The 24312-nt window shown below is 62.2% G+C and carries 23 protein-coding genes and 2 tRNA genes; 23 read left to right on the plus strand and 2 right to left on the minus strand.

Annotation, left to right across the window (positions count from 1 at the left end; translation table 11 throughout):
* Positions 1–3: 3 nt before the first annotated feature.
* The 4 genes from KRX52_RS04485 to KRX52_RS04500 are packed head-to-tail and all read left to right on the plus strand — an operon-like array spanning position 4 to position 5275.
* Positions 4–468, plus strand: coding sequence for a hypothetical protein (locus KRX52_RS04485; protein ID WP_217679966.1), 465 nt, complete (start codon positions 4–6; stop codon positions 466–468).
* Positions 465–2102, plus strand: coding sequence for a hypothetical protein (locus tag KRX52_RS04490; protein ID WP_217679967.1), 1638 nt, complete (start codon positions 465–467; stop codon positions 2100–2102). The genes KRX52_RS04485 and KRX52_RS04490 overlap by 4 nt, the downstream gene beginning before the upstream one ends.
* Before the next feature lie 12 nt (positions 2103–2114).
* Positions 2115–3533, plus strand: a complete 1419-nt coding sequence (locus tag KRX52_RS04495) for a collagen-like domain-containing protein (RefSeq protein ID WP_217679968.1) — start codon at positions 2115–2117, stop codon at positions 3531–3533.
* The gene (locus KRX52_RS04500; RefSeq protein WP_217679969.1) at positions 3530–5275 is read left to right on the plus strand and encodes a LamG-like jellyroll fold domain-containing protein; all 1746 of its coding nucleotides are present in this window, start codon (positions 3530–3532) and stop codon (positions 5273–5275) included. The genes KRX52_RS04495 and KRX52_RS04500 overlap by 4 nt, the downstream gene beginning before the upstream one ends.
* Here the strand turns inward: KRX52_RS04500 and KRX52_RS04505 are convergent.
* Complete coding sequence (locus KRX52_RS04505; protein WP_217679970.1) at positions 5245–6270, minus strand: acyltransferase family protein; 1026 nt, start codon at positions 6268–6270, stop codon at positions 5245–5247. The genes KRX52_RS04500 and KRX52_RS04505 overlap by 31 nt on opposite strands.
* Before the next feature lie 79 nt (positions 6271–6349).
* On the opposite strand from KRX52_RS04505, the gene KRX52_RS04510 reads away from it, so the two are divergent.
* Positions 6350–6835, plus strand: a complete 486-nt coding sequence (locus tag KRX52_RS04510; RefSeq protein WP_217679971.1) for a glycoside hydrolase family 24 protein — start codon at positions 6350–6352, stop codon at positions 6833–6835.
* On the opposite strand, the gene KRX52_RS20630 is transcribed toward KRX52_RS04510, so the two are convergent.
* Positions 6763–7074, minus strand: a complete 312-nt coding sequence (locus KRX52_RS20630) for a hypothetical protein (protein WP_254797391.1) — start codon at positions 7072–7074, stop codon at positions 6763–6765. The genes KRX52_RS04510 and KRX52_RS20630 overlap by 73 nt on opposite strands.
* Between KRX52_RS20630 and rz1 the strand changes: the two genes are divergently transcribed.
* The 18 genes from rz1 (at position 7073) to KRX52_RS04600 (ending at position 24215) form a co-directional block, all read left to right on the plus strand.
* The gene (rz1, locus tag KRX52_RS20635; protein ID WP_254797392.1) at positions 7073–7258 is read left to right on the plus strand and encodes a lysis system o-spanin lipoprotein Rz1; all 186 of its coding nucleotides are present in this window, start codon (positions 7073–7075) and stop codon (positions 7256–7258) included. The two genes, KRX52_RS20630 and rz1, sit on opposite strands and share 2 nt — an antisense overlap.
* Positions 7259–7496: 238 nt before the next feature.
* A tRNA-Ser gene (locus KRX52_RS04520) sits at positions 7497–7562 on the plus strand.
* 140 nt (positions 7563–7702) lie between these two features.
* A complete protein-coding gene (locus KRX52_RS04525) occupies positions 7703–8467 on the plus strand; it encodes an alpha/beta fold hydrolase (RefSeq protein ID WP_437439685.1) in 765 nt (254 codons plus the stop codon).
* A gap of 206 nt (positions 8468–8673) precedes the next feature.
* Positions 8674–10584: a threonine--tRNA ligase gene (gene thrS, locus KRX52_RS04530; RefSeq protein WP_217679973.1), complete on the plus strand. Its 1911-nt coding sequence runs from the start codon at positions 8674–8676 to the stop codon at positions 10582–10584.
* 15 nt (positions 10585–10599) lie between these two features.
* Complete coding sequence (gene infC, locus KRX52_RS04535; protein ID WP_217679989.1) at positions 10600–11151, plus strand: translation initiation factor IF-3; 552 nt, start codon at positions 10600–10602, stop codon at positions 11149–11151.
* A gap of 60 nt (positions 11152–11211) precedes the next feature.
* On the plus strand, positions 11212–11406 hold the full coding sequence (gene rpmI / locus KRX52_RS04540) for a 50S ribosomal protein L35 (RefSeq protein WP_090215844.1): 195 nt from the start codon (positions 11212–11214) through the stop codon (positions 11404–11406).
* A gap of 30 nt (positions 11407–11436) precedes the next feature.
* A complete protein-coding gene (rplT, locus tag KRX52_RS04545; RefSeq protein ID WP_090313179.1) occupies positions 11437–11793 on the plus strand; it encodes a 50S ribosomal protein L20 in 357 nt (118 codons plus the stop codon).
* Positions 11794–11890: 97 nt separating this feature from the next.
* Positions 11891–12907, plus strand: a complete 1017-nt coding sequence (gene pheS / locus KRX52_RS04550) for a phenylalanine--tRNA ligase subunit alpha (protein WP_217679974.1) — start codon at positions 11891–11893, stop codon at positions 12905–12907.
* Positions 12908–12940: 33 nt separating this feature from the next.
* A complete protein-coding gene (pheT, locus tag KRX52_RS04555; protein ID WP_217679975.1) occupies positions 12941–15316 on the plus strand; it encodes a phenylalanine--tRNA ligase subunit beta in 2376 nt (791 codons plus the stop codon).
* 4 nt (positions 15317–15320) lie between these two features.
* Positions 15321–15623, plus strand: coding sequence for an integration host factor subunit alpha (gene ihfA / locus KRX52_RS04560; protein WP_217679976.1), 303 nt, complete (start codon positions 15321–15323; stop codon positions 15621–15623).
* The gene (locus KRX52_RS04565; protein ID WP_217679977.1) at positions 15604–15966 is read left to right on the plus strand and encodes a MerR family transcriptional regulator; all 363 of its coding nucleotides are present in this window, start codon (positions 15604–15606) and stop codon (positions 15964–15966) included. The genes ihfA and KRX52_RS04565 overlap by 20 nt, the downstream gene beginning before the upstream one ends.
* Before the next feature lie 71 nt (positions 15967–16037).
* A tRNA-Pro gene (locus tag KRX52_RS04570) sits at positions 16038–16114 on the plus strand.
* Positions 16115–16539: 425 nt separating this feature from the next.
* A complete protein-coding gene (gene hsdR / locus KRX52_RS04575) occupies positions 16540–18909 on the plus strand; it encodes an EcoAI/FtnUII family type I restriction enzme subunit R (protein ID WP_217679978.1) in 2370 nt (789 codons plus the stop codon).
* Positions 18910–18935: 26 nt separating this feature from the next.
* Entirely contained in the window at positions 18936–19793 is an 858-nt protein-coding gene (locus KRX52_RS04580) for an HNH endonuclease (protein ID WP_217679979.1), read from the plus strand.
* A gap of 55 nt (positions 19794–19848) precedes the next feature.
* Positions 19849–20679: an HNH endonuclease gene (locus tag KRX52_RS04585; protein WP_217679980.1), complete on the plus strand. Its 831-nt coding sequence runs from the start codon at positions 19849–19851 to the stop codon at positions 20677–20679.
* 2 nt (positions 20680–20681) lie between these two features.
* Entirely contained in the window at positions 20682–22151 is a 1470-nt protein-coding gene (locus KRX52_RS04590; protein ID WP_217679981.1) for a type I restriction-modification system subunit M, read from the plus strand.
* Positions 22148–23830, plus strand: coding sequence for a restriction endonuclease subunit S (locus KRX52_RS04595; RefSeq protein WP_217679982.1), 1683 nt, complete (start codon positions 22148–22150; stop codon positions 23828–23830). Before KRX52_RS04590 ends, KRX52_RS04595 begins: the two co-directional genes overlap by 4 nt.
* A gap of 31 nt (positions 23831–23861) precedes the next feature.
* Positions 23862–24215 carry a hypothetical protein gene (locus KRX52_RS04600; protein WP_217679983.1) on the plus strand — a complete coding sequence of 118 codons (354 nt, stop codon included), beginning with the start codon at positions 23862–23864 and terminating at the stop codon, positions 24213–24215.
* Positions 24216–24312 lie beyond the last annotated feature (97 nt).

The raw sequence follows: 24312 nt of genomic DNA on the forward strand, positions 1-24312 counted from the left end.
CCGATGACCACCCTTGAGCAGCAGCGCCGCGCATCAGGCGCGCGCATGGAGTCGTCGCGCCGCGCCTCTGGTGCGGCCCTGGAATCGTCTCGCCGCGCATCAGGCGCCGCCATTGAGGCCGAGCGGCGCGGGGCCGACATCGCCGAGGACATGCAGCGCATCGGAGCGCCGGAGCGTCAGCCGCGCCGACTGACATTCGTGCCGCCTGCGGGCGGCGTTCCGGCCACCACGGGGCGCGGCTCCTACACCCCGCCAGCGAGCGGAACCGGTGGCGGAATCGCCAGCCCGCTGACCGAGAAGACCGCGACCGTCGACGGCAAGACCGTGCCCGATCGCGAGTACTGGCCAAGCGGCCTCAAGAGCAGCGACGGCCTGTTTGTGCTTCCGGCGATCAAGACGCTCAACCTGACCGACGCCAACGGTGCCGCGGTAAAGATCCAACTGGCCAACCCGGAGGGCGCGGCATGACTATGCAGTGGGGCTGCCCCTGGCATGGCAGGGTGCAGGGCGGTCAGCTGACCCTGCCCAATGGCCAGCAGATGGCGTGGCCGCAGCCGGCCGGCGACACCCCGGATGATGCCGGTTTTACCCTGCTGGTGAAGATGCCCGGAGTGCCTCCTGTCGAGCGCACGCCAGATGAGCAGATGGCCGACACCGCTGCCGGCATGCAGTGGCTCGATAGCGCGATCATCGCCGGGGCCGGGAAGCAGGAGTTCAAAGACACCGGCACGACTCACCTGCACGGCAAGAACATCAACAGCGGTTGGATCTACGCTGCGCCGGACGGATCGCGCTGGCTGGTCAATGGCCTCGGCCGGCGCAAGATGCTGACCGAAGCGGTGTCACGGACCCTGACATTCCGCCGCTTCGGCGTGCTTGGCGGAAAGAGCAAGTCCTACAGCAAATCCGTCAGCATCAGCGGCGCTGCCGCGGATCAGGCGAATTGGTCTGGCCTGTACGTCACCGACCCTCAGCGGTTTCGCTACAACCAGGTGCAGGACGTTTCCCCGCCCGGCGACCGTGCGGTGCTGATGATCTACACCGCCCGCGAGAAAGATCGACCGCTCGGATTCCTGCTGCTGACCATCACCGGCACGCCGGGCGTCGACCTAGTCGTGACCCTGAGTAAGCTGTACGGCGAGACCGAGCGAAACGAACGCACCATCGACAACGCGCCGTCCGCATCCTATCGCGCGGTGGCTTCGTACTCGGAAGAAGACCGCATCCCTGGCCAGCCTGAAAACGGCAAGATCCGCACCTATGGCGCTGTGCAGTGGATACCGTCCAGCCAGGGCACGCCTGATGGCATGGAGAGTTTCGGCGTCGAGATGGCATGCACAGGCACGTCAACCAGCTCAGCGTCATGGCCTATTGCGGTGTGGTTTGACGACTTAGGCGAGCTGCTGCCGGTGTTCGCGCGGCTGCAAAAAAACAGCGCCATGGACTACCCGCTGCCGAGTTTTTCGTTGTCCGGGCAGCTCGTGACGGGCGCGTATTTCCAGGTGATCGAGAGGCCGGTGCGCACGCGAATCAGGCGGCAATCCCGAAGCGATACATCGACCCTAAGCATTGAAGCAGGCGGGCGCGCTGTCGAGTCAATCTATCGCGCATCCTACAGCCTTGATATTGAAACCCGCTGGGACGAGAGCAACGTGAGGACTGAAACGGCCAGCGGCTCAGCACAGCGCAGCATCGGCGGCATCAGCGAGTCAGGCAGTACCAGTTTTGACATCGTCGACTATCCAAATGACTCGACAAACCCAGGCAGCATGCCACTGCTCAGCGTGTCCGCATTCTCGCCGCTATCCGCGGATGAACCCATTTCCGGAATTGTCGCCCCCAGCTGGGCAGGTCGTTACTATTTTTTTTCGGTCAGGCAGCGATGGTCCAATCGCCTGACCAGCCCGGTGTCCGTCGTCGACACGCGGGACGAATTCCTCGCGCAGTGGAGTGGCGCGCTGGCCCCGGGCGAGATCATTTCCGGCGGCGAAGCCCCCCCACTGCCACGCGGCGGATATAACAGCATCCCGCTCTACGGCAGCCACAACCCCATTACCGGCGAGGCCATCATCGGCAGCGCCGAGCCTGTCAGCTGGACTTAACCGGAGCAACGCATGCAACTGCAATGGATCAACAACTGGTCGACCGCGCTGGTCTCGGCCATCGGCGCAGCTGACACCGCGATCTCCGTCGACCCCAACGCCGCTGCGCGCCTGGCCGGTCTCGACGGCAGCACCTACTACCTGCCGACCCTGATCGGCTATGACGCGCTGGGTATCGAGTCGCTGTGGGAGATCATCAAGATAAGCGCCGCGGCGGGCGGCACCCTGACTGTCGCGCGCGCCCAGGAAGGCACCACCGCTCAGGCATGGCCCGCAGGCACCCGCCTCGAACTGCGCCTGACCGCCGGCGCCGTGACCACCATCCGCGACACGCCCGGAGCTGCTGGCCCGCAAGGCCCAGAGGGTCCGGTCGGCCCGGCTGGCCCGCAGGGGCCTACTGGCTCGCAAGGCCTGACTGGCGCCATCGGCCCGCGAGGTCCAGATGGCCCGACCGGTCCCGCTGGCCCGACAGGTCCGCAGGGTCCTGTGGGAGAGGGCGTCCGCATCCTCGGCAGCTACGCCACCTCCGCCGAGCTGCCGGCCGGCGCCACTACTGGGGATGCCTACCTCGTCACGGGCGACCTGTGGGTGTGGGACGGTGCGGCCTGGGTCAATACCGGATCCATCGTCGGCCCGCAAGGGCCGGAAGGCCCTGCCGGACCAGAAGGGCCGACCGGCCCAACCGGTCCAGCTGGTGCTCGCGGCCCGACCGGCCCGACTGGCGCCACCGGCCCGCAAGGCCCAGAAGGTCCTCAGGGGCCGGCAGGCGAGGGCGTGCGCATCCTCGGCGTGTTGGCGTCCTCGGCCTCGCTGCCAACGCCTGCCGCTGCTGGTGATGTCTACCTGATCGCTGGCAGTCTGTGGGTATACAGCGGTACAGCATGGGTCGACGGCGGCCCGATTCAGGGGCCATCCGGCCCGCAAGGACCGCAGGGGCCAGATGGGCTGAGCGCTTACCAAGTCGCCGTGGCAGGTGGATACACCGGTACCAGCGCCGAGTGGCTGGCCACGCTGGTCGGAGAGCCAGGGCCTGCAGGCGCAGCCGGAGCACAAGGACCGCAAGGCCCGACCGGCCCGGAAGGCCCGCAGGGGCCAGCTGGTCCGGCAGGCGGCATGGCTCCGGTCGTCGAAGTCGCCGCAAGCCGCGCGCTGGCCCTGACCGATGCCGGCGCCTACCTGCGCAGCACCAGCGCAACGGCCCTCACTCTGACCGTGCCGGCGCAGGCCGGCGTGGCGTGGGCGGTAGATACCGAGGTGCACATCGAGCAGGGCGGTGCTGGTGCGGTGACGATTGCCGCAGCATCAGGCGTGACCGTCAACAAGCTCGCCACCAGCACCGTGAACATTGCCGGCCAGTACGGCGTGGCCACGCTCAAGCGAGTGGCCGAAAACGTGTGGACGCTCTTCGGGGCGCTGGGAGATGCGGCATGATTCCGGGGATTGTAGCGAGCCAGCGGCTCCGTGTTGCTGCCAGTCAATACCGTGTGGCCGTGACAGTGCCAGCGGCCAGTGTCGGGGAGACGTTGTCCGGGTTCCCGGTGTACGTCGATCTGGCATCCATGCCCGCTGCGTTCTGGTCCGTGAGGCCACACAAGGACGGGCGCGACGTGCGGGTAAAGGACGCAGGCGGTGCCGATCTGCCGTTCCACCTGGTGCGCGTCAACCCGAGAGCCAAGACAGGCTCGCTGTTCGTCAAGCTCGACCTGAGCAGCGCTTCACCATCAACATTTTATGTGCACTGGGGCAACGCTGCACTGTCCGCAGTGAGCGGCGCCCCAGTGTGGTCGGACTATCATCGCGTGTACCTGTTCCACCCATCTCCTACGGACGGTACGGGGCAGCTGGACGTCACCGGCAGCGGAACGCTGGCCCTAACTTCCGGGCGCAACAAGCGCTTCGGCCTCGCGTCGCAGTCGCCAGCATTAACAGAACACCAAGGGATCTGCTGCGACGGCGCGCACTACTATGTCACAGACACCAATGCGATCAACAAATACGACATGGACTGGAATCTTGTCGCATCCAACCAAAATCCGGTTGGTGATGTTGGCGGAGGTGTCAACCACTGCGGCGACCCGGATGTGCACGCCGGCCTGCTTTACGTCCCAATTGAGAGCTACACGAGCCCCACAGTGTTCTCAGCGCAGAAGATCGCAGTGTTCCGCGCGGACACGCTGGAATTTGTCACCGCTCACGATGTTTCCGCTCAGGGCGCCGAGGTTTCTGGGGTGTGCATCGACGCTGCCGCTGGGCATCTGTACACGGTCGCGTATGCTGCGGGCGGGTTCAGCGCGAAAAAATACTCACTCGACACGATGGCATTTATCGAGTCGATCGCGGGGGCTGGAACCTCCACATATATCCAGGGGATGACGCGGTTCCGCGAGCGGTTCTACGCAAACGCCGATGGGCAGGATTACACCTACCTGATGACAGACAGTGGATATCTTCCGGGGTTTTCTGCTGCAACACGGCAGTGGACCGACATGGCCGACAACGCGACGTCAAGGGCTGGCAACTATGAGGGCATTGGCTCGACCGACGATGAGCTTCTGATTCTGCGGGACGATGGAGCGACCAGCGTCGTTCATGTCATCAGTCCGCTGTCGACCGAGGCAGGCGGAGGCATGGACATCGTTCAGGCGTCTGGCGAGAACAGCTACCTGTCTTCAAGCATCAGTGACCTTTCGGTGTTTACGCTGGGTTGTACCGTAATCCCGGCTACGTACACCTCAAGCAACGGCAACAATGCGATCCTGTCGATATCGACGGGAGTTTACTCAGAAGACAAGCGCATCGGGCTGGTCCGACGCAACGCAACCGGGAAATTCGGCCTATGGCATACCACGGCTGGCTGGCTGGATGGCGCCTCGCCTGTTGTCTCCGGCACAAGATACCGTCTGCACGCGAGGTACAACGGGGGCAGCAGTCGAGCCCTGTTTGTCAACGGAACGAAAGAGGCGGAGCAGACTGCATTTGTAGCCCCGCCAGCAGGGCGAACCACGCTATACCTGGGCGCTGAGGACACGTCATTCTTCGAGAAGTTCGCCGGCCAGATCGGGTTCGTCTATCTGCGAGCCTCACTCCTCAGTGATCAGTGGATAGCGGCCGAGGCCAGCAACCTGTCCAGGCCCGGCGACTTTTACACTGTGGGAGCGGCCGAGCCGGTCTGATCATGCGCGGCGCTCCCGCGACACCTGCGTACCCACGCCTCAATCGTGTGGTAGGAAATGGCTGACAGCGCCAGCGCCGCTGCACTCCCTACGACCAGCGCCGCCGGCCAGTCGTACTCATCTCGCAGGTAGTGCATGACAGGATAGTGGAACAGATACAGCCCGTAGGACAGGCGCCCGATGTAGGACAGGCCGGGACTGCCCAGCCAGCGCGGCGCGCCTGACTGCACGATCAGCACTATCGTCGCAGCGGTCGTCAGCTCCGCCGTGATCACGCCCGCCTGCAGCGCCATCGGGTTGCGCCAGTACAGCGAAAAGGCGATCAGGTATCCCAGCGTGACGCACAGGATGGGCGCTGCACGGCCGAGATGTGCGGCATATCCGCAGCGGACGGCCAGCGCCAGGGCGGCCCCGGCGATCATGCCGGTAGCTCGCGTGTCGAAGCGGTAATAGGTCAGGTACCAGCCATGCAGCTCAAGGCATGCGATCCGCCATGCCGTGCCGGTAGCGTAGAGCGCGAGCAGAACCAGCAGGACGGTGCGCGGCTGCAGCGGCCTAAGCAGCAGCAAAACCAGGGGCCAGAGCAGATAGAAATGCTCCTCGGCGGCCAGCGACCAGGTATGCCTGAGCATCTCTGGCATGCCCCATAGCGCCGTGCTGTAGTCGCTCAGATATGCGGCGGCTAGTAGAGCGTCGCGCATGTGATGGTAGTACTCAGGCCAGGCATACGGAGCGGCTACCAGGTACAGCACAAGGCATGCCCCGAGTGGCGGCGCGAGCCTGGCGAACCGCCTGACGTAGAACCGCCGGATGTCGATCCGTCCAGTCCGCGCAATCTCGGCGTACAGGATGCTGGTGATCAGGAATCCGCTCAGCACGAAGAACACGTCTACGCCCAGGAATCCGCCAGACACCCATGGGGTGTTTGCGTGGAACGCCATGACCAGCATGACCGCGATAGCGCGGATGCCGTCCAGGGCTGGGATGTACGCCATAGCAACCTCCATGTTTTCAGCATTATGCCATTCGCAATCAGCCCGCCACGCGCGGGCTTTCTTGTTTCTGGAGATCCCAATGCCTCGAATCTCTGCTGCCCAGGCCGGCGGTGCCAACGTGTGCGCGTTCCTCGACATGATTGCTTGGAGCGAGGGCACCGATCACCCGCGTCAGCCCACCCAAGACGGCGGCTATGACGTGGTGGTCGGCGGCGGTCTGTTCCGCGGCTATGCCGATCACCCGCGCAAGCTGGTCAGCCTGCCGCGCCTCGGCATCAAGTCGACGGCGGCGGGGCGCTACCAACTGCTGGCCCGCTACTGGGACGCCTACCGCAAGCAGCTCGACCTCTGCGACTTCAGCCCAATCAGCCAGGACCGCATTGCCATCCAGCAGATCCGCGAGTGCCGGGCGCTGGCTGACATCAAGGCCGGGCGATTCGCCGAGGCGATCGCCAAATGCCGGAACATCTGGGCGAGCCTGCCCGGGGCCGGCTATGGCCAGCACGAGCACCAGTTGGATGACCTGGCTGCGCACTTCATCGCGTCCGGCGGGGTGCTGGCATGATCTCCGCCGCACTGCGTCCTCCGTTGCTCGCCCTGCTGGTCGGCATAGCCATCGGCTGGGCCATCAATGGCTGGCGGCTCGGCGCAGATCTGTCCGCACTGCGCGCCGACCACGCCCAGCAGCTCGAGCGCATCGCCGCGGCGCAGGCTGCGGCCATCGCCGAGCAGCAGCAGATCCGCGACCAACTCGAGAAACAGCTCGCCGCCATCGATCACCAACGCTACCAGGAGCTGACCCATGCTCAAGAGAACTCTGATCGCCTTGCTGCTGACCTCGCTACTGCTCGCCAGCGGCTGCGCGTCCGAATCGATCCGGCCAGTTGCGGTGGAGTGCCCGACACCTCCGGCACCGCCGGCGTGGATGATGGAGCCGGAGCCCAAGCAGACCTACACCCTGCAACTGCAGCAGGTGTTGTCCGAGTGACGGGGAGGGCGGATCAGTGCAGGGCCAGGCTGATGGCGCTGCAGGAGTGGGTGATGGAGGTATCAAAAAGAGGGGATTGATTGCGCCCAGAACGGGCTACGAAATAGGCTCATAATGGCCAGGAGAAGGGCGGACTACTGTATGAAAATCCAACGCTAAGTTGTTGATTCTTTTAGGGTAGAATGATCACTTTATGATGGTCTGGAATGGTCGGCTTTTCCTTTCCATTCAACGACTTAGGGTAGGTTCGGCGCTCACCTTGACATGGTGGGGGTCGTTGGTTCGAATCCAATTGTGCCTACCAAACATCAGAAAAGCCGGTCATTTTGACCGGCTTTTCTGTTTTCTGCATTCGGAAAATTGTTGTGCGAGGTTGTCCCGGTGGAAACCGCGGTCTGGCATCTGGCGGATTACGAGCTGAAAGGCATCGAACTGGGGGCGGGGGTGCCGCTGCTGATGGTGCATGGCTCGCTGTGCGACTACCGTTTCTGGTCGGCGCAGATCCCGGTGCTGGCTGATCGCTGCAGGGTGCTGGCGCCGAGCCTGCGGCATTGCTTTCCAGAGCATTGGAGCGGCGAGGGCGATGGTTTCTCCACCGAGAGGCATGTTGCCGATCTCGCCGAGCTGATCGAGCGACAGGGCGAGCCGATGCATGTGCTTGGGCATTCGCGCGGCGGCAATATCGCTCTGCGTCTGGCGGCGCAGCGGCCGGATCTGGTGCGCTCGCTGCTGCTGGCGGACCCGGGGGGCGACTTCGCGCCTGAGCTGTTTGCGCAGGCGGGGGTGCCGGTGCCGGCTGCGGCCCATGAGCGCAACCGATTCCGCCTGGAGGCGTTGCGGCTGATCCGCGATGGTCAGGCTGAGGCTGGCCTGCAGCTGTTTGTCGATACGGTCAGTGGCGCCGGAATCTGGCAGCGCTCGTCGGCGCGCTTTCGGCATATGGCGCTGGACAACGCCTTCACCTTGGCGGGGCAGGTCGAGGATCGGCCGTCGCCGGTGGTTGCCGAGGAGTTGGCGGCAATCCGCTGTCCGGTCCTGCTGCTGGGTGGTGAGCGCAGTCCGCCGCCGTTCCCTGCGGTGCTGCGGATGCTCGAGCATCATCTGCTCGATGCGTGGCGCAAGGTGCTGCCCGGGGTTTCCCACGGCATGAATGTGCAGCGCCCGGCGCTGTTCAATCGCCTGGTCGGCGAGTTTCTTGATGCGCTTTAGCGTGTCGGTGTGGGTGCTTTACCTTGCGCCTGTGTGGCTTTTCTGAAACGATTACCGGCTTATTTTTCCAGTGATCTCCGCTTGTGTGTCGGGAAGGCCGTTTTCGGTCCTGCCATCGTGAGGCAGTTTTCCCGCCGGGCGCCGTTTACTGGCTCATCCCATCCACGTGGCCTTTGGTAGGGGTCACCACTGAGACAGGAGGCGCCATGCCCATCGTTACTCTTCCCGACGGTAGTCAGCGTTCGTTCGAGCAGCCGGTCAGCGTGGCCGAAGTTGCGCAATCCATCGGTGCCGGTCTGGCCAAGGCCGCTCTGGCCGGCAAGGTCGACGGCCAGTTGGTGGATACCTCGTATGTCATCGAGGGCGACGTCGCGCTGTCGATCATCACCGCGCGGGATGCGGAGGGTGTCGACGTGCTGCGCCACTCCTGTGCCCACTTGATGGCCATGGCCGTGCAGGAACTGTTCCCCGGCACCCAGGTCACCATCGGCCCGGTGATCAATGACGGCTTCTACTACGACTTCGACTGCGAGCGTCCCTTCACCAGCGAGGATCTCGAGAAGATCGAGGCGAAGATGTACGAGCTGGCCAAGGCCGACCATCAGGTCAGCCGCTCGCTGATGTCGCGCGACGAGGCGGTGGCCTTCTTCGACAAGCTTGGCGAGAAGTACAAGGTCGAGATCATCGAGGCGATTCCTGGCGACCAGCAGCTGTCCTTCTACAAGCAAGGCGAGTTCATCGATCTGTGCCGCGGTCCGCATGTGCCGTCCACCGGCAAGCTGCAGGCCTTCAAGCTGATGAAGGTGGCCGGTGCCTACTGGCGTGGCGACTCGAAGAACAAGATGCTGCAGCGCATCTACGGTACCTGCTGGGGCAACAAGCAGGATCTCAAGGATCACCTGCATCGCCTGGAAGAGGCGGAGAAGCGCGATCATCGCAAGATCGGTAAGCGTCTGGACCTGTTCCACACCCAGGAAGAAGCGCCCGGCATGGTGTTCTGGCACCCCAATGGCTGGACCCTGTATCAGGTGCTCGAGCAGTACATGCGCCGTATCCAGCGCCAGAACGGCTACCTGGAGATCAAGACTCCGCAGGTGGTCGATCGCGTGCTGTGGGAGAAGTCCGGTCATTGGGCCAACTATGGCGACCTGATGTTCACCACCGAGTCGGAAAGCCGCGACTACGCGGTCAAGCCGATGAACTGCCCGTGCCACGTGCAGGTGTTCAATCAGGGGCTGAAGAGCTACCGCGAGCTGCCGATGCGCCTGGCCGAGTTCGGGGCCTGCCACCGCAACGAGCCCTCCGGCTCGCTGCACGGCATCATGCGCGTGCGTGGCTTCGTTCAGGATGACGCCCACATCTTCTGCACCGAGGGGCAGATGCAGGATGAGGCGGCGGCCTTCATCAAGCTGACGCTCGACGTGTATTCCGATTTCGGCTTCAAGGACATCCAGCTCAAGCTGTCGACCCGTCCGGAGAAGCGCGTCGGCTCCGACGACCTGTGGGACCGCGCCGAGGCCGCCTTGCAGTCCGCGCTGGACAACGCCGGTCTGCCGTGGGAGCTGCAGCCGGGCGAGGGCGCCTTCTATGGCCCGAAGATCGAGTTCTCGCTGAAGGATTGCCTGGGGCGGGTCTGGCAGTGCGGTACGCTGCAGCTCGACTTCAACCTGCCGATCCGCCTCGGCGCCGAGTACGTCAGCGAGGACAACAGTCGCAAGCATCCGGTGATGCTGCATCGCGCGGTACTGGGTTCCTTCGAGCGTTTCATCGGCATCCTCATCGAGCACTACGAGGGCTCCTTCCCGGCCTGGCTGGCGCCGACCCAGGCGGTGGTACTGAATATCACCGACAAGCAGGGCGAATTTGCCGCCCAAGTGGCCAAAGAACTGGAAGAAAATGGCTATCGAGCCAAAGCCGACTTGAGAAACGAGAAGATCGGCTTTAAAATCCGCGAGCATACTTTGCTCAAGGTTCCCTACCTGCTGGTGATCGGGGACCGCGAAGTCGAATCGCAAACCGTCGCCGTACGTACGCGCGACGGTCAGGATCTGGGCTCGATGACCGTCAGCGAGTTCCAGGATCTGCTGGTCCAGGCCGTTTCCCGGCGTGGTCGGTAACAGAACGGAGTAATCATTATTAAGCAGCGCGACATGAGACAAGACAGACGAGTACAGGCCCGTCCGCCGATCAATGAAAACATCACCGCCCGCGAAGTACGCCTGATCGGCGCCGATGGCCAGCAGGTTGGCGTGGTTTCCATTGCGGAAGCCATCCAGGCCGCTGAAGAAGCCAAGCTCGATCTGGTTGAGATTGTTGCTGATGCGGTTCCGCCCGTATGCCGGATCATGGACTACGGCAAGCACCTGTTCGAAAAGAAGAAACAGGCTGCTGAAGCGAAGAAGAACCAGAAGCAGTCGCAGGTTAAAGAAGTAAAGTTTCGTCCAGGGACGGAAGAAGGGGATTACCAGGTAAAACTACGCAACCTGGTACGTTTCCTTGTCGATGGGGACAGGGCCAAGGTATCGCTGCGATTCCGCGGTCGTGAGATGGCCCACCAGGAGCTGGGCATGGAGCTGTTGAAGCGGGTCGAAAACGACCTCGCCGAATATGGCTCCGTTGAGCAGCATCCTAAGATGGAAGGACGCCAACTGATCATGGTCATCGCCCCCAAAAAGAAAAAGTAACCACCAGGGCACTGGCAGGCCTTGCGGTTATGCGTAATCACTGAATGCGGAGTACTAAACATGCCAAAGATGAAAACCAAGAGCGGTGCCAAGAAGCGCTTCAAGCCGACTGCAAACGGCTTCAAGCACAAGCACGCTTTCAAGAGCCACATCCTGACCAAGATGACTACCAAGCGTAAGCGCCAGCTGCGCGGCACCTCGCTGATGCATGCATCCGACGTTGCCAAAGTAGAGCGCATGCTGCGCGTTCGTTAATTCTGGTCAAGATAATCAAGAGGTTACAACATGGCTCGTGTTAAGCGTGGCGTCATCGCCCGTCGTCGTCACAAGAAGATTCTGAAACTCGCCAAAGGCTACTACGGTGCGCGTTCGCGCGTATTCCGCGTAGCCAAGCAGGCGGTGATCAAGGCCGGCCAGTACGCCTACCGTGACCGCCGTCAGAAGAAGCGTCAGTTCCGCGCTCTGTGGATCGCCCGTATCAACGCGGGTGCACGCGTCAACGGCCTGTCCTACAGCCGTCTGATCGCTGGCCTGAAGAAGGCTTCCATCGAGATCGACCGCAAGGTTCTGGCCGATCTGGCAGTGAACGAAAAAGCGGCGTTTGCTGCGATTGTCGAGAAAGCCAAAGCCGTTCTGGCCTAAGCCCCACGACAATCATCGAGCCTTCGGGCTCGGGCAACGTCACCAATAGGGGAAGGGCCTTTGTGCCCTTCCCCTATTTTGTATCTGGAGTCCGTAGATGGAAAACCTGGATGCGCTGGTCTCCCAAGCCCTGGAGGCCGTGCGACACACCGATGATGTGAATGCCCTGGAGCAACTCCGGGTTCATTATCTCGGCAAGAAGGGCGAGCTGACCCAGCTCATGCAGACCCTGGGCAAGCTCTCGGCCGAGGAGCGTCCGAAGGCGGGTGCCCTGATCAACGCCGCCAAGACCAGCGTTCAGGATGCCCTCAATGCGCGCAAGGCCGACCTCGAGTCCGCCGCGCTGGCAGCCAAACTGGCCGCCGAGCGCATCGACGTGACCCTGCCGGGCCGCGGTCAGGTCTCCGGTGGCCTGCATCCGGTGACCCGCACCTTCGAGCGCATCGAGCAGTTCTTCACCCATATCGGCTACAACGTCGCCGAGGGTCCGGAAGTCGAAGACGACTACCACAACTTCGAAGCGCTCAACATCCCCGGCCACCATCCGGCGCGGGCGATGCACGACACCTTCTATTTCAACGCCAACATGCTGCTGCGCACCCATACCTCGCCGGTACAGGTGCGCACCATGGAGTCGACCCAGCCGCCGATCCGCATCGTCTGCCCGGGCCGTGTCTACCGCTGCGACTCCGATATCACCCACTCGCCGATGTTCCACCAGGTCGAAGGCCTGCTGGTCGACGAAAACATCAGCTTCGCCGACCTCAAGGGCACCATCGAGGAGTTCCTCCGCGTGTTCTTCGAGAAGCCGCTGGGCGTGCGTTTCCGTCCGTCGTTCTTCCCCTTCACCGAGCCGTCGGCCGAGGTCGACATGCAATGCGTGATGTGCTCGGGCAAGGGCTGCCGCGTGTGCAAGCAGACCGGCTGGCTGGAAGTGATGGGTTGCGGCATGGTCCACCCGAACGTGCTGCGCATGTCCGGCATCGACCCGGAGAAGTACTCCGGCTTCGCCTTCGGCATGGGCGTCGAGCGTCTGGCCATGCTGCGCTATGGCGTCAACGACTTGCGCCTGTTCTTCGACAACGACCTGCGCTTCCTCGCGCAATTCCGCTAGGTCGATCGGTCAACCCGCTTTCAGGAGAACAGGATGAAATTCAGCGAACAATGGCTGCGCACCTGGGTCAACCCTCAGGTTGCGCGCGATGAACTGGTGGCCCGCCTGTCGATGGCCGGCCTCGAGGTGGACAGCGTCACCCTGGCTGCTGGCGCGTTCAGCGGCGTGGTGGTCGGCGAGATCCTTGCCACCGAACAACACCCGGACGCCGACAAGCTGCGCGTCTGCCAGGTGAGCAACGGCAGCGAAACCTTCCAGGTGGTCTGCGGTGCACCCAACGCCCGTCCGGGGATCAAGATCCCCTTCGCCATGATCGGCGCGGTGCTGGGCGAGGACTTCAAGATCAAGAAGGCCAAGCTGCGCGGCGTCGAGTCCTTCGGCATGCTGTGTTCGGCCGCCGAACTGCAGATCAGCGAAGAGAACGCCGGCCTGCTCGAGCTGGCGGCCGATGCGCCGGTGGGCGAGGACATCCGCAGCTATCTCAATCTCGACGACGCCAGCATCGAGGTCGACCTGACCCCCAACCGCGGCGACTGCCTGTCGGTAGCGGGTCTGGCCCGTGAAGTTGGTGCCCTGTACGACGCCCCGGTCACTCGTCCGGCCATCGCCGCGGTGCCGGCGGTGCACGACGAAGTGCGTAGCGTCGAAGTGCTGGCCGCCAAGGCCTGCCCGCGCTACCTCGGCCGGGTGATCCGCAACGTCGACCTGTCGCGACCGACCCCGCTGTGGATGGTCGAGCGTCTGCGCCGCTCTGACGTACGTGCCATCGATCCGGCCGTCGACGTGACCAACTATGTGATGCTCGAGCTGGGGCAGCCGCTGCACGCTTTCGACCTCGCCGAGATCAAGGGCGGCGTCCGCGTGCGCATGGCCGAGGCGGGTGAGAAGCTGGTGCTGCTGGACGGCCAGGAAGTCACCCTGCGCCCCGACACCCTGGTGATCGCCGACCACGAACGCGCCCTGGCCATCGCCGGCGTGATGGGCGGCGAGCACAGCGGAGTCGCCGCCGGCACTCGCGACCTGTTCCTCGAGAGTGCGTTCTTCGACACCATCGCCATCGCCGGCAAGGCCCGCTCCTACGGCCTGCACACCGATGCCTCGCACCGCTTCGAGCGCGGCGTCGACTCGCAGCTGGCCCGCGAGGCCATGGAACGCGCCACCGCGCTGCTGCTGGAAATCGTCGGTGGCGAGCCGGGTCCGATCGTCGAGGTGGTGAGCCAGGTCGACCTGCCGCAGGTCGACCCCGTGACCCTGCGTGCCGAGCGCATCGAGCAGATGCTCGGCCTCGAGCTGCCGGCCGCCGAAGTCGAGCGCCTGCTTGTTGCGTTGGGCCTCAAGGTTGCTGGCGGGGCAGGGCAGTGGCAGGTGCAAATCCCCAGCCATCGCTTCGACCTGTCCATCGAGGTGGACCTGATCGAGGAACTGGCCCGCTTGTACGGCTACAACCGTCTGCCGGTGCGCTACCCGCAGGCGCGCCTGGCGCCGCAGCCGCAGAGCGAGGCGCGTGCCGAACTCGGTCATCTGCGTCGTCTGCTGGTCGCTCGTGGTTATCAGGAAGCAGTCACCTTCAGCTTCATCGATCCCAAGTGGTTCGAACTGTTCCACCCGGGTGTGCAGCCGCTGGCCCTGGCTAACCCGATCTCCGCCGATTTGGCCGCTATGCGTGCCTCGCTGTGGCCGGGCCTGGTCAAGTCGCTGCAGCACAACCTCAACCGTCAGCAGACCCGCGTGCGTCTGTTCGAGTCCGGTCTGCGCTTCGTCGGCCAGCTCGAAGGGCTCAAGCAGGAACCCATGCTGGCTGGTGTGATCTGCGGCAGCCGCCAGCCGGAAGGCTGGGCCAACGGCCGCGAGGCGGTGGATTTCTACGATCTCAAGGCCGATGTCGAAGCGTTGTTGAACTACGCCGGCGCTGGTGGCGAGTTCACCTTCGTCGCTGGCGAGCACGCGGCCCTGCATCCGGGGCAGACTGCCCGTATCGAGCGCAACGGCCAATTGGTCGGCTTCATGGGGGCGCTGCATCCGGAACTGGCCGGGGTGCTGGGCCTGGATCAACCGGTATACCTCTTCGAGCTGGTGCTGGCCGAAGTGGCTGCTGGTCTGCTGCCGCAGTTCCGCGAGCTGTCGCGTTTCCCCGAAGTGCGCCGTGACCTGGCGCTGCTGGTGGCACGCGAAGTCCCCGCGGAGAGCCTGTTGACCGACATTCGTGCTCAGGCTGGAGAGTACCTCACTGATCTGCGTCTGTTCGACGTCTATCAAGGCAAAGGTATTGATCCGCTTAGCAAAAGTGTGGCTGTTGGCTTGACCTGGCAGCATCCATCGCGCACTCTTAACGACGAAGAAGTCAATGAAAATCTGCAAAGAATCATTGCTTCCCTGGGAGAAAGGTTCCAAGCCACGTTAAGGAAGTAAGCGTATGAAGGCCCTGACGAAAGCCGAGATCGCCGAACGCCTCCATGAGGAGTTGGGCTTGAACAAGCGTGAAGCCAAGGAGCTGGTCGAGCTGTTCTTTGAGGAGATTCGTCAGGCACTGGAGCATAACGAGCAGGTCAAGTTGTCCGGTTTTGGCAACTTCGACCTGCGCGACAAGCGCCAGCGGCCGGGGCGCAACCCCAAGACGGGTGAGGAAATTCCCATCACCGCCCGTCGCGTGGTTACCTTCCGTCCGGGACAGAAGCTCAAGACTCGAGTGGAGTCCCATGTTGGAACCAAGCCATAGCGAAGAGCTGCCGCCGATTCCCGACAAGCGGTACTTCACCATCGGCGAAGTCAGCGAACTCTGTGCGGTCAAGCCGCACGTGCTGCGCTACTGGGAGCAGGAGTTCCCACAGCTAAGCCCGGTCAAGCGCGCTGGCAACCGTCGTTACTACCAGCGTCAGGACGTGCTGATGATTCGCCAGATCAGGGCGCTGCTCTACGATCAGGGTTTCACCATCGGGGGGGCACGTCAGCGCCTGTCCAGCGAGGATGCGCGCGACGACAGCACGCAGTACCACCAGCTGATCCGCCAGATGATCGCTGAGCTGGAGGAGGTTCTTGTGGTTCTTCGCAAGACGGCGTGATGCAAAAAAGCTTCCACAATTCAAAAGGTTAGTGTATAGTTCATTTCGTTTTCAGATGTTTGAAAACATGTCGGGGCGTAGCGCAGCCCGGTAGCGCACTTGCATGGGGTGCAAGGGGTCGAGTGTTCGAATCACTCCGTCCCGACCAAAATACCCTAGAAAATCCAAGCACTTACGAGTGCTTGGATTTTTTTATGCCTGCCGTTTTTGCTGGCGGATCAGAAGTTGCCCGTTCTGGTGACCGTTTGGTGACCGTATGTACTTGGCTGGGATGCCTCGTGACAGATCAGGGGCTGTAGGGGCTGGCAACGCTTCCGTCATCTATACACCCCAAAGTCCAGGATTCCGGGGCTTTGTCATTTCTGGGGCTTCCTGTGCCCCCACTTGTTACCTCATCCGGCTATTGCGTCACTGAGCTGACCTGCCATCCCTTATCGAACGCCAAACCCTGGCTGAGTGGCTCGGCGCAATATCAAAATGATCCCGAGTCGACAGAAAAAACGGTACATTTGTCGCAGTTGAACGGCTCCGGCGCTACGCGGACTGCAGCCGGTACGCAAGGATCCGGGACTTATGGACAAGAAATCGCTCACCGAACGGGACATCTGCACCAAGTTCATCACACCGGCCATCCAGCAGGCCGGTTGGGACATCCACAAGCAGGTGCGCGAGGAAGTCAGCTTCACCAAGGGCCGCATCATCGTGCGCGGCAAGCTGCACAGCCGTGGCGAGGCCAAGCGCGCCGACTACGTGCTCTACCACCAGCCCAACGTCCCCATCGCGGTCATCGAGGCCAAGGACAACAAGCACTCGGTGGGTGCCGGCATGCAGCAGGCGCAGGGCTATGCCGATGCGCTGGACGTGCCCTTCGTGTTCTCCAGCAACGGCGATGGCTTCCTGTTCCACGACCGTACCGGCACCTGCGCGCAGCTGGAAACCGAGCTGAGCCTGCAACAGTTCCCCAGCCCGGACGAGCTGTGGCAGCGCTACTGCCAGTGGAAAGGCTTGGAAGGGGAGAGCCGCGAGAAGGTAGAGGCGCCGTACTACGACGACGGCTCCGGCCGCGCCCCGCGCTACTACCAGACCAACGCCATCAACCGCACCGTCGAAGCGGTGGTGCGCGGCCAAGATCGCATTCTGCTGGTGATGGCCACCGGCACCGGCAAGACCTACACCGCCTTCCAGATCATCTGGCGGCTGTGGAAATCGAAACAGAAGAAACGCATCCTCTTCCTCGCCGACCGCAACATCCTGGTCGACCAGACGCGTAGCAACGACTTCAAGCCGTTCGGTCCGGCGATGACCAAGATCGCCAAGCGGCAGATCGACAAGTCCTTCGAGATCTACCTGTCGCTGTACCAGGCCGTCACCGGCAGCGAGGAGGAGCAGAACGTCTACAAGCAGTTCTCTCCGGACTTCTTCGATCTGGTGGTGATCGACGAATGCCATCGTGGCAGCGCCGCCGAGGACTCCGCCTGGCGCGAGATCCTCGACTACTTCTCCAGCGCCACCCACATCGGCCTGACCGCCACGCCCAAGGAAACCCGCGAGGTTTCCAGCATCCACTACTTCGGCGAGCCGGTGTACAGCTACACCCTCAAGCAGGGTATCGACGACGGTTTCCTCGCGCCCTACAAGGTGGTGCGCATCGACTTTGACAAGGACCTGCTCGGCTGGCGCCCGCCCAAGGGCATGCGCGACAAGAACGGCGAGCTGATCGAGGACCGCATCTATAACCTCAAGGACATGGATCGCCAACTCGTCATCGAGGCGCGTACCCAGAAGGTCGCCGAAAAGGTCACCGAGTTCCTCAAGGCCACCGATCCGTACCAGAAGACCATCATTTTCTGCGACGACATCAACCATGCCGAGCGCATGCGCTCCGCCTTGGTCAACCTCAATCCCGAGCGCGTGGCGGAGAACCGCAAGTACGTCATGCGCATCACCGGCGACGACCAGGAAGGCAAGGCCGAGCTGGACAACTTCATCAACCCGGAACAGCGCTATCCCGTCATCGCCACCACCAGCAAGCTGATGACCACCGGCGTCGATGCGCAGACCTGCAAGCTGATCGTCCTCGACCAGCACATCCGCTCGATGACCGAGTTCAAGCAGATCATCGGCCGTGGCACGCGGATCAACGAGGACTACGGCAAGTACTGGTTCACCATCATGGACTTCAAGAAGGCCACCGAGCTGTTCGCCGATCCGGCCTTCGATGGCGATCCGGTGCAGATCTACGCGCCGCAGGGCGACGACTCCCCGGTACCGCCCGACGATGCCGTAGAAGGCGATGGCATCGTGGCCGGCGACATGGGGCAGGGTGATGGCGACGACTTCGGCGAGCTGGGTGAGGGCGATGGCAAGAAGCGCGTCCGCTACGTGATCGACAACGTGCCGATCTCGGTGATCGCCGAGCGCGTGCAGTACTACGGCCCGGACGGCAAGCTGATCACCGAATCCCTGCGTGACTACACTCGCGCCTGCGTGAAGAAGCAATTCACCTCGCTGGACGACTTCCTGCGCCGCTGGAGCGACGCCGAGCAGAAGAAGGCGATCATCGACGAGCTGGCTGCCCAAGGCGTTCTCTGGGAAGCGCTGAGCGAGGAAGTCGAAGCCAGACTGGCCAAGCCGCTCGATCCGTTCGACCTGATCTGCCACGTCGCCTTCGACCAGCCGCCGCTGTCGCGCCGCGAACGGGTCGAGCAGGTCAAGAAGCGCAACTACTTCGCCAGATACTCGGGAGCCGCCCGCCAAGTGCTGGAGGCGCTGCTCGATAAGTACGCAGATACCGGCATCGAGCACATCGAAGACATCAAGATTCTCCAGCTCGACCCGTTCAGCCAGATCGGCGCGCCCATCGAGCTGGTTAAGGCTTTCGGTGGCAAGCCAGGCTACCAGAAGGCTATTCATGCGCTGGAGGCGGAACTCTATGCCTCGTGACATACGTCCACATGAGAGAAACGGCTATGGAACCTAAGAGCAAGGAGCAGTGGCGCGCCTTTCTGGAGAAGGCCATTGAGAATGCGCCGCCGGTTTCTCCTGCCCGTGCGATCCGTCCTGTAAGCGTTGGGGAGTACGTTCAGGCACTGAGCAAAATCGAGGCCGATATCACCGAGAATCAGCGCAGCATGCTAACGGGGCATGCCATGTCGCCAGGTCAATCCCTCACCATGTCCGAGCTGGCGGCGCTGGTCGGCTTTCCCAGCTACAGCGCTGCGAATCTGCAATACGGCCTTCTGGCAGGTAAGCTGGTTGATGTGCTCGGCATCGTACGTCCGAAGTTCTTGGTGTACGCGATTGCCAGTTTCGATGACGACCCCGAAACCGCGCATAGTCGGGCACATATGTACCCGGAGCTATATCAGGCCCTCCAGCAACTGGGTTGGATTCCTGCCGTGTCGGCCGTGAAGGCTGATGATGAAGAGTCCGACACAACTTCCACCGAGCGTCAGCAGTTTTCGGTTGCCCGGATTGGGCAGGAACAGTTCCGCTCGGCATTGCTGGCGTTCTGGGGCGGTCGCTGTGCGCTGACAGGGTGCGACCTGCTCCCGACGCTGGTTGCCAGCTACATCCGGCCTTGGTCTCTAAGCAATAGCAGTCAGCGCCTAGACCCGTTCAATGGCCTATTGCTGTCCGCAAATGCTGATCGTCTCTTCGATCAGGGGCTGATGAGCTTTGCCGGCAGCGGCCTGATGCTGCTGAAGTCGATCGTCACGGATGAGCAGCTCGGCGCGTTAGGTCTCTCACGCAATCAATCGCTGATGCGCGTTGCTCCGGAGCATTTGCCGTACCTGGCGGCGCACCGAGCCCTGCATGGTTTTTGACGCCCATGGCTAATACCAGTCCAGCCATTCCAACCACCATAAGTCAGTGATTAGCATGCTCAGCATCCAGGAAGTCATCACCACACTGGAGAACGCCGGTTTTGCCAGGCCCGCGCAATCCGGCCTGAAGGTCGTGCGCCTGGAACATCCGGGGCTATTCGCGCCGGTGTTCGTCAAGCAGAGCTCCAGCATTCATGCACGGCTGCAGGCGCCGCTGGTGCTGCATCCGCAGTACGAGGAGAAACTCGCCGAGTGGCTGAGTATCTCGGGGCTGGAGCGCGGCAATTCGCGTTACTACCACAACAGCAACCTGCGCGGTTTTCCCAAGCGACTGAACGGTGGGGCTACGGAGATCGCCTATGGTGTGGATCTGGGCTTTCGCCACATGGCCGCACTGGAGGAGGTGATCAGTCAGCTGCTGGGCCAACCGCAAGGGGCAGCTTCTGCTCTGGAGGGTTCGATATCCTCCGCAGGTCTGCCGGACGATCTGGCTGTCACCGACACCGAGCGCGAGGCACTGATCAAGGCGCGCATCGGCCAGGGTGATTACCGCTATGCGCTGCTGGCTTACTGGGGCGGCTGTGCGGTGACCGATTGCACCATCCCGGCATTGCTGCGCGCCTCGCACATCAAGCCGTGGCGTGCGGCCAGTGCGGGCGAGCGGCTCGACCCCTACAACGGCCTGCTGCTCACCCCCAATCTCGATCTGGCCTTCGATCAGGGCCTGATCAGCTTCGACGACTACGGCCAGATCCTGCTCGGATCGGATCTGGACCCGGATAGCGCCCGCGCGCTCAACCTGCATTCCCATCTCCGCCTGCGCCAGATCGAAGCCCGTCATCAGGGCTATCTGGCCTGGCACCGCGACAATCTTTTCAGGAAGTAAGCATGTCCATCAGCAGCACCATCAAATCCATCCAGGACATCATGCGCAAGGACGTCGGCGTCGACGGAGATGCCCAGCGCATCGGCCAGCTGGTCTGGCTGCTGTTCCTGAAGATCTTCGACGATCGCGAGATGGAGTGGGAGCTGCTCGACGACGACTACCGCTCGCCGATCCCGGAGAGCTATCGCTGGCGCAACTGGGCGGCCGATCCGGAGGGCATGACTGGCGACGAGCTGAAGGAGTTCATCGACAGCCGCCTGTTCCCGACCCTGCAGACCCTCAATGTTTACAGTCAGGCGCCGGCCGCCTTCGTGGTGCGCGGGGTGTTCGAGGACGCCTACAACTACATGAAGTCCGGCCAGTTGCTGCGCCAGGTGATCAACAAGATCCAGGAGGGCGTCGACTTCAACAAGGCTCAGGAGCGCCACGAGTTCGGCAACCTCTACGAGCAGCTGCTGCGCGACTTGCAGAACGCCGGCAACGCCGGCGAGTTCTACACCCCGCGTCCGGTCACCGAGTTCATGGTGCGCATGGTCGACCCCAAGCTCGACGACAAGGTGATGGACCCGGCCTGCGGCACCGGCGGCTTCCTCACCTGCACCATCGAGCACAAGCGCCAGCACTACGTGAAGACCGCCGAGGACGAGCGTGCCTTGCAGGCCAGCATCTTCGGAGTGGAGAAGAAACCGCTGCCGCACCTGCTGGCCACCACCAACATGATCCTCCACGGTATCGAGGTGCCCAGCCAGATCCGCCACGACAACACCCTGGCCCGCCCGCTTATCAGCTGGGGGCCGAAGGACCGGGTCGACTGCATCGTCGCCAACCCGCCGTTCGGCGGCATGGAAGAGGACGGCATCGAGGCCAACTTCCCGGCCGCCTTCCGCACCCGCGAGACCGCCGACCTGTTCCTGGTGCTGATCATGCACCTGCTGAAAGACGGCGGCCGCGCCGCCGTGGTGCTGCCGGACGGCTTCCTGTTCGGCGAAGGCATCAAGTCGCGGATCAAGGAAAAGCTGCTGACCGAGTGCAACCTGCACACCATCGTTCGCCTGCCCAACGGCGTGTTCAACCCCTACACCGGGATCAAGACCAACCTGCTGTTCTTCACCAAGGGCACGCCGACCAAACAGGTGTGGTTCTACGAGCACCAGTACCCGGCCGGCTACAAGAACTACTCGAAGACCCGCCCGATGCGCGTCGAGGAGTTCGCCGTCGAACAGGCCTGGTGGGGCAGCGAGGCCGATGGTTTCGCCGCCCGCGAGGAAAACGAATTCGCCTGGAAGGTCAGCGTCGAGGAGTTGCAGGCGCGCAACTGGAACCTCGACTGCAAGAACCCCCACGTCGGTGAACAAGAAAGCCACGACCCGGACGAGCTGCTGCGTGACTACGCCAGCTTGCAGGGCGAGATCGCCGAGCTGCGCGATCAGCTCAAGTCGGTGCTGGCTGAAGCACTGGAGCGCAAGGCATGACCGCATTGCTGACCGACAACCTGCCGTTGCTGGCTGGTGCGCCCAATGGCATCCCGAAGCTGCGCGAGCTGATCCTCGAACTGGCGGTGCGCGGCAAGCTGGTGCCGCAGGATCCCAGCGACGAGCCGGCCAGCAAGCTGCTCAAGCGCATTGCCGAGGAAAAAGCGGGGCTGGTGGCCGATGGGAAGATCAAGAAGCAGAAGCCGCTGGCGGTGATTGGCGAGGAGGAAAAGCCATTCGAGCTGCCGGAGGGGTGGGAGTGGGTAAGCACTGCAGAGTTAACATTGCTTATCACTGATGGAACCCATCACACACCAAACTATGTGGCATCAGGTGTTCCCTTCATTTCAGTAAAAGACATTGATGGGGCTACTGTCTCCTTTGATAACTGTAAGTACATCTCGCCAGAAGAGCACTCTAAAATAAATTCTAGATGCAATCCGGAGAAGGGCGATATTTTGCTTTGCCGGATCGGCACGCTGGGGCGCCCAACTGTTGTGGATACTGATATCCCGTTCAGTCTTTTCGTGAGCGTAGGGCTACTGAAGCTACCGAAAAAGACAAACGTTTCAAAGTATTTTCACTGTGCACTGTCCAGCCCTTTAATGTATCGCCAGTACGATCAAATCAAGGCAGGGGGGAGCCATACAAATAAATTGAATCTTGGCGATATCCCACGATTGCTTGTTCCGCTACCGCCCCACGCCGAACAACACCGCATCGTCGCCAAGGTCGACGAGCTGATGGCCCTGTGCGATCGCCTGGAAGCCCGTCAGGCCGACACCGAATGTGCCCACGCCCGGCTGGTGCAGGCGCTGCTCGACAGCCTGACCCAGGCCAGCGATGCCGACGACTTCGCCGCCAGTTGGCAGCGCCTGGCCGAGCACTTCCACAGCCTGATCACCAGCGAATCCAGCATCGACGCCCTCAAGCAGACCCTGCTGCAACTGGCGGTGATGGGCAAGCTGGTGCCGCAGGAACCGGGCGATGAGCCGGCCAGTGAGCTGTTCAAGCGGATTGCGGAGGAGAAGGCGCGGTTGGTGGCGGAAGGCAAGATCCGGAAGCAGAAACCACTGGCGGAGATTGGTGAGGAGGAAAAGCCGTTTGAGTTGCCAGAAGGGTGGGAGTGGGCGAGATTTGGCCAGCTAATTGAGCTGGTGTCGGGCCAGCATCTGGGGCCGGAGGAATATTTTGAGCAACCTCAAGATGGCGCGATTCCTTATCTGACAGGCCCAGCTGATTTTGGTGAGTTCTCTCCTCTGCCGACGCGACACACCTTTGAAAGGAGAGCGGTCTCAGTTGAGGGTGATATCCTGCTGACAGTCAAAGGGTCGGGTGTTGGTAAAACCAATTTTGTTACGCAGCCGGCGCTTGCAATAAGTCGTCAGCTAATGGCTGCTCGCCCAATTCTTGTCGATGTTCAGTTTGCAAGGAGTATGCTGTTCTCCATGGCTGAGCATTTCCAAAGTAAATCTATTGGAATCGCTATCCCTGGAATCTCTCGTGAAGATGTTCTGAATTCTGTAATAGGCACTCCACCCATCGCAGAACAACACCGCATCGTCGTCAAACTCGACCAACTGATGACCCTCTGCGACCAGCTCAAAGCCTGCCTGACCGACGCCCGCCAGCTCCACGAGCGGCTGGCCGGCACGCTGGTCGAGCAGGCCGTGGCTTGAACCTTTACGCTGATCCCATCGGACCCACATCATGGAATTTCTGAATCACCTGTTGCCCAACTTTTCCTTGCTGAAGAGCGGCAGTACCGAAGCCCTGGGTGTCGTGTTCTGGCTGATCATGGCAGCGCTTTTCACCTACTCGGTTATCTCGTTGATAGGCAGCGGGCTGAGTTTCAAGGCGCGCATGCGTGCGCTGAACAGCCTGATCGCCGGGCAGAGCCGTGAAGACCTGGCCTCGAACCGTCGGGAAACACTGCAAAAAGCTCTTGCCCTCAAGAACAAGCGGATCGGAGCTCTCTGGCGCGAGTTCGACGACAGCCTGGTCAGCAGCAGTGATCATAAGCAGCTGTTCAACGTAACCGTCCGGGCATCCCGTCTGGTTTGACCCCGCCAAGCTAAGAGATGGTGTCCACCTATTTATCGTGGACACCATTTCAAGGCTCTCATGCGGGAAATCAAGCAGCGGCGTTCTTATTCCAAGG

The organism is Geopseudomonas aromaticivorans (assembly GCF_019097855.1).
In the GTDB taxonomy this organism is placed as follows: Bacteria; Pseudomonadota; Gammaproteobacteria; order Pseudomonadales; family Pseudomonadaceae; genus Geopseudomonas; species Geopseudomonas aromaticivorans.

Excerpts from the sequence above, each read along its gene's own strand:
- KRX52_RS04485 (WP_217679966.1), top strand. The coding sequence starts at position 4 with ATGACCACCCTTGAGCAGCAGCGCCGCGCATCAGGCGCGCGCATGGAG.
- KRX52_RS04490 (WP_217679967.1), top strand. The coding sequence starts at position 465 with ATGACTATGCAGTGGGGCTGCCCCTGGCATGGCAGGGTGCAGGGCGGT.
- KRX52_RS04495 (WP_217679968.1), top strand. The coding sequence starts at position 2,115 with ATGCAACTGCAATGGATCAACAACTGGTCGACCGCGCTGGTCTCGGCC.
- KRX52_RS04500 (WP_217679969.1), top strand. The coding sequence starts at position 3,530 with ATGATTCCGGGGATTGTAGCGAGCCAGCGGCTCCGTGTTGCTGCCAGT.
- KRX52_RS04505 (WP_217679970.1), bottom strand. The coding sequence starts at position 6,270 with ATGGCGTACATCCCAGCCCTGGACGGCATCCGCGCTATCGCGGTCATG.
- KRX52_RS04510 (WP_217679971.1), top strand. The coding sequence starts at position 6,350 with ATGCCTCGAATCTCTGCTGCCCAGGCCGGCGGTGCCAACGTGTGCGCG.
- rz1 (WP_254797392.1), top strand. The coding sequence starts at position 7,073 with ATGCTCAAGAGAACTCTGATCGCCTTGCTGCTGACCTCGCTACTGCTC.
- KRX52_RS20630 (WP_254797391.1), bottom strand. The coding sequence starts at position 7,074 with ATGGGTCAGCTCCTGGTAGCGTTGGTGATCGATGGCGGCGAGCTGTTT.
- thrS (WP_217679973.1), top strand. The coding sequence starts at position 8,674 with ATGCCCATCGTTACTCTTCCCGACGGTAGTCAGCGTTCGTTCGAGCAG.
- rpmI (WP_090215844.1), top strand. The coding sequence starts at position 11,212 with ATGCCAAAGATGAAAACCAAGAGCGGTGCCAAGAAGCGCTTCAAGCCG.
- rplT (WP_090313179.1), top strand. The coding sequence starts at position 11,437 with ATGGCTCGTGTTAAGCGTGGCGTCATCGCCCGTCGTCGTCACAAGAAG.
- pheS (WP_217679974.1), top strand. The coding sequence starts at position 11,891 with ATGGAAAACCTGGATGCGCTGGTCTCCCAAGCCCTGGAGGCCGTGCGA.
- pheT (WP_217679975.1), top strand. The coding sequence starts at position 12,941 with ATGAAATTCAGCGAACAATGGCTGCGCACCTGGGTCAACCCTCAGGTT.
- ihfA (WP_217679976.1), top strand. The coding sequence starts at position 15,321 with ATGAAGGCCCTGACGAAAGCCGAGATCGCCGAACGCCTCCATGAGGAG.
- KRX52_RS04565 (WP_217679977.1), top strand. The coding sequence starts at position 15,604 with ATGTTGGAACCAAGCCATAGCGAAGAGCTGCCGCCGATTCCCGACAAG.
- hsdR (WP_217679978.1), top strand. The coding sequence starts at position 16,540 with ATGGACAAGAAATCGCTCACCGAACGGGACATCTGCACCAAGTTCATC.
- KRX52_RS04580 (WP_217679979.1), top strand. The coding sequence starts at position 18,936 with ATGGAACCTAAGAGCAAGGAGCAGTGGCGCGCCTTTCTGGAGAAGGCC.
- KRX52_RS04585 (WP_217679980.1), top strand. The coding sequence starts at position 19,849 with ATGCTCAGCATCCAGGAAGTCATCACCACACTGGAGAACGCCGGTTTT.
- KRX52_RS04590 (WP_217679981.1), top strand. The coding sequence starts at position 20,682 with ATGTCCATCAGCAGCACCATCAAATCCATCCAGGACATCATGCGCAAG.
- KRX52_RS04595 (WP_217679982.1), top strand. The coding sequence starts at position 22,148 with ATGACCGCATTGCTGACCGACAACCTGCCGTTGCTGGCTGGTGCGCCC.
- KRX52_RS04600 (WP_217679983.1), top strand. The coding sequence starts at position 23,862 with ATGGAATTTCTGAATCACCTGTTGCCCAACTTTTCCTTGCTGAAGAGC.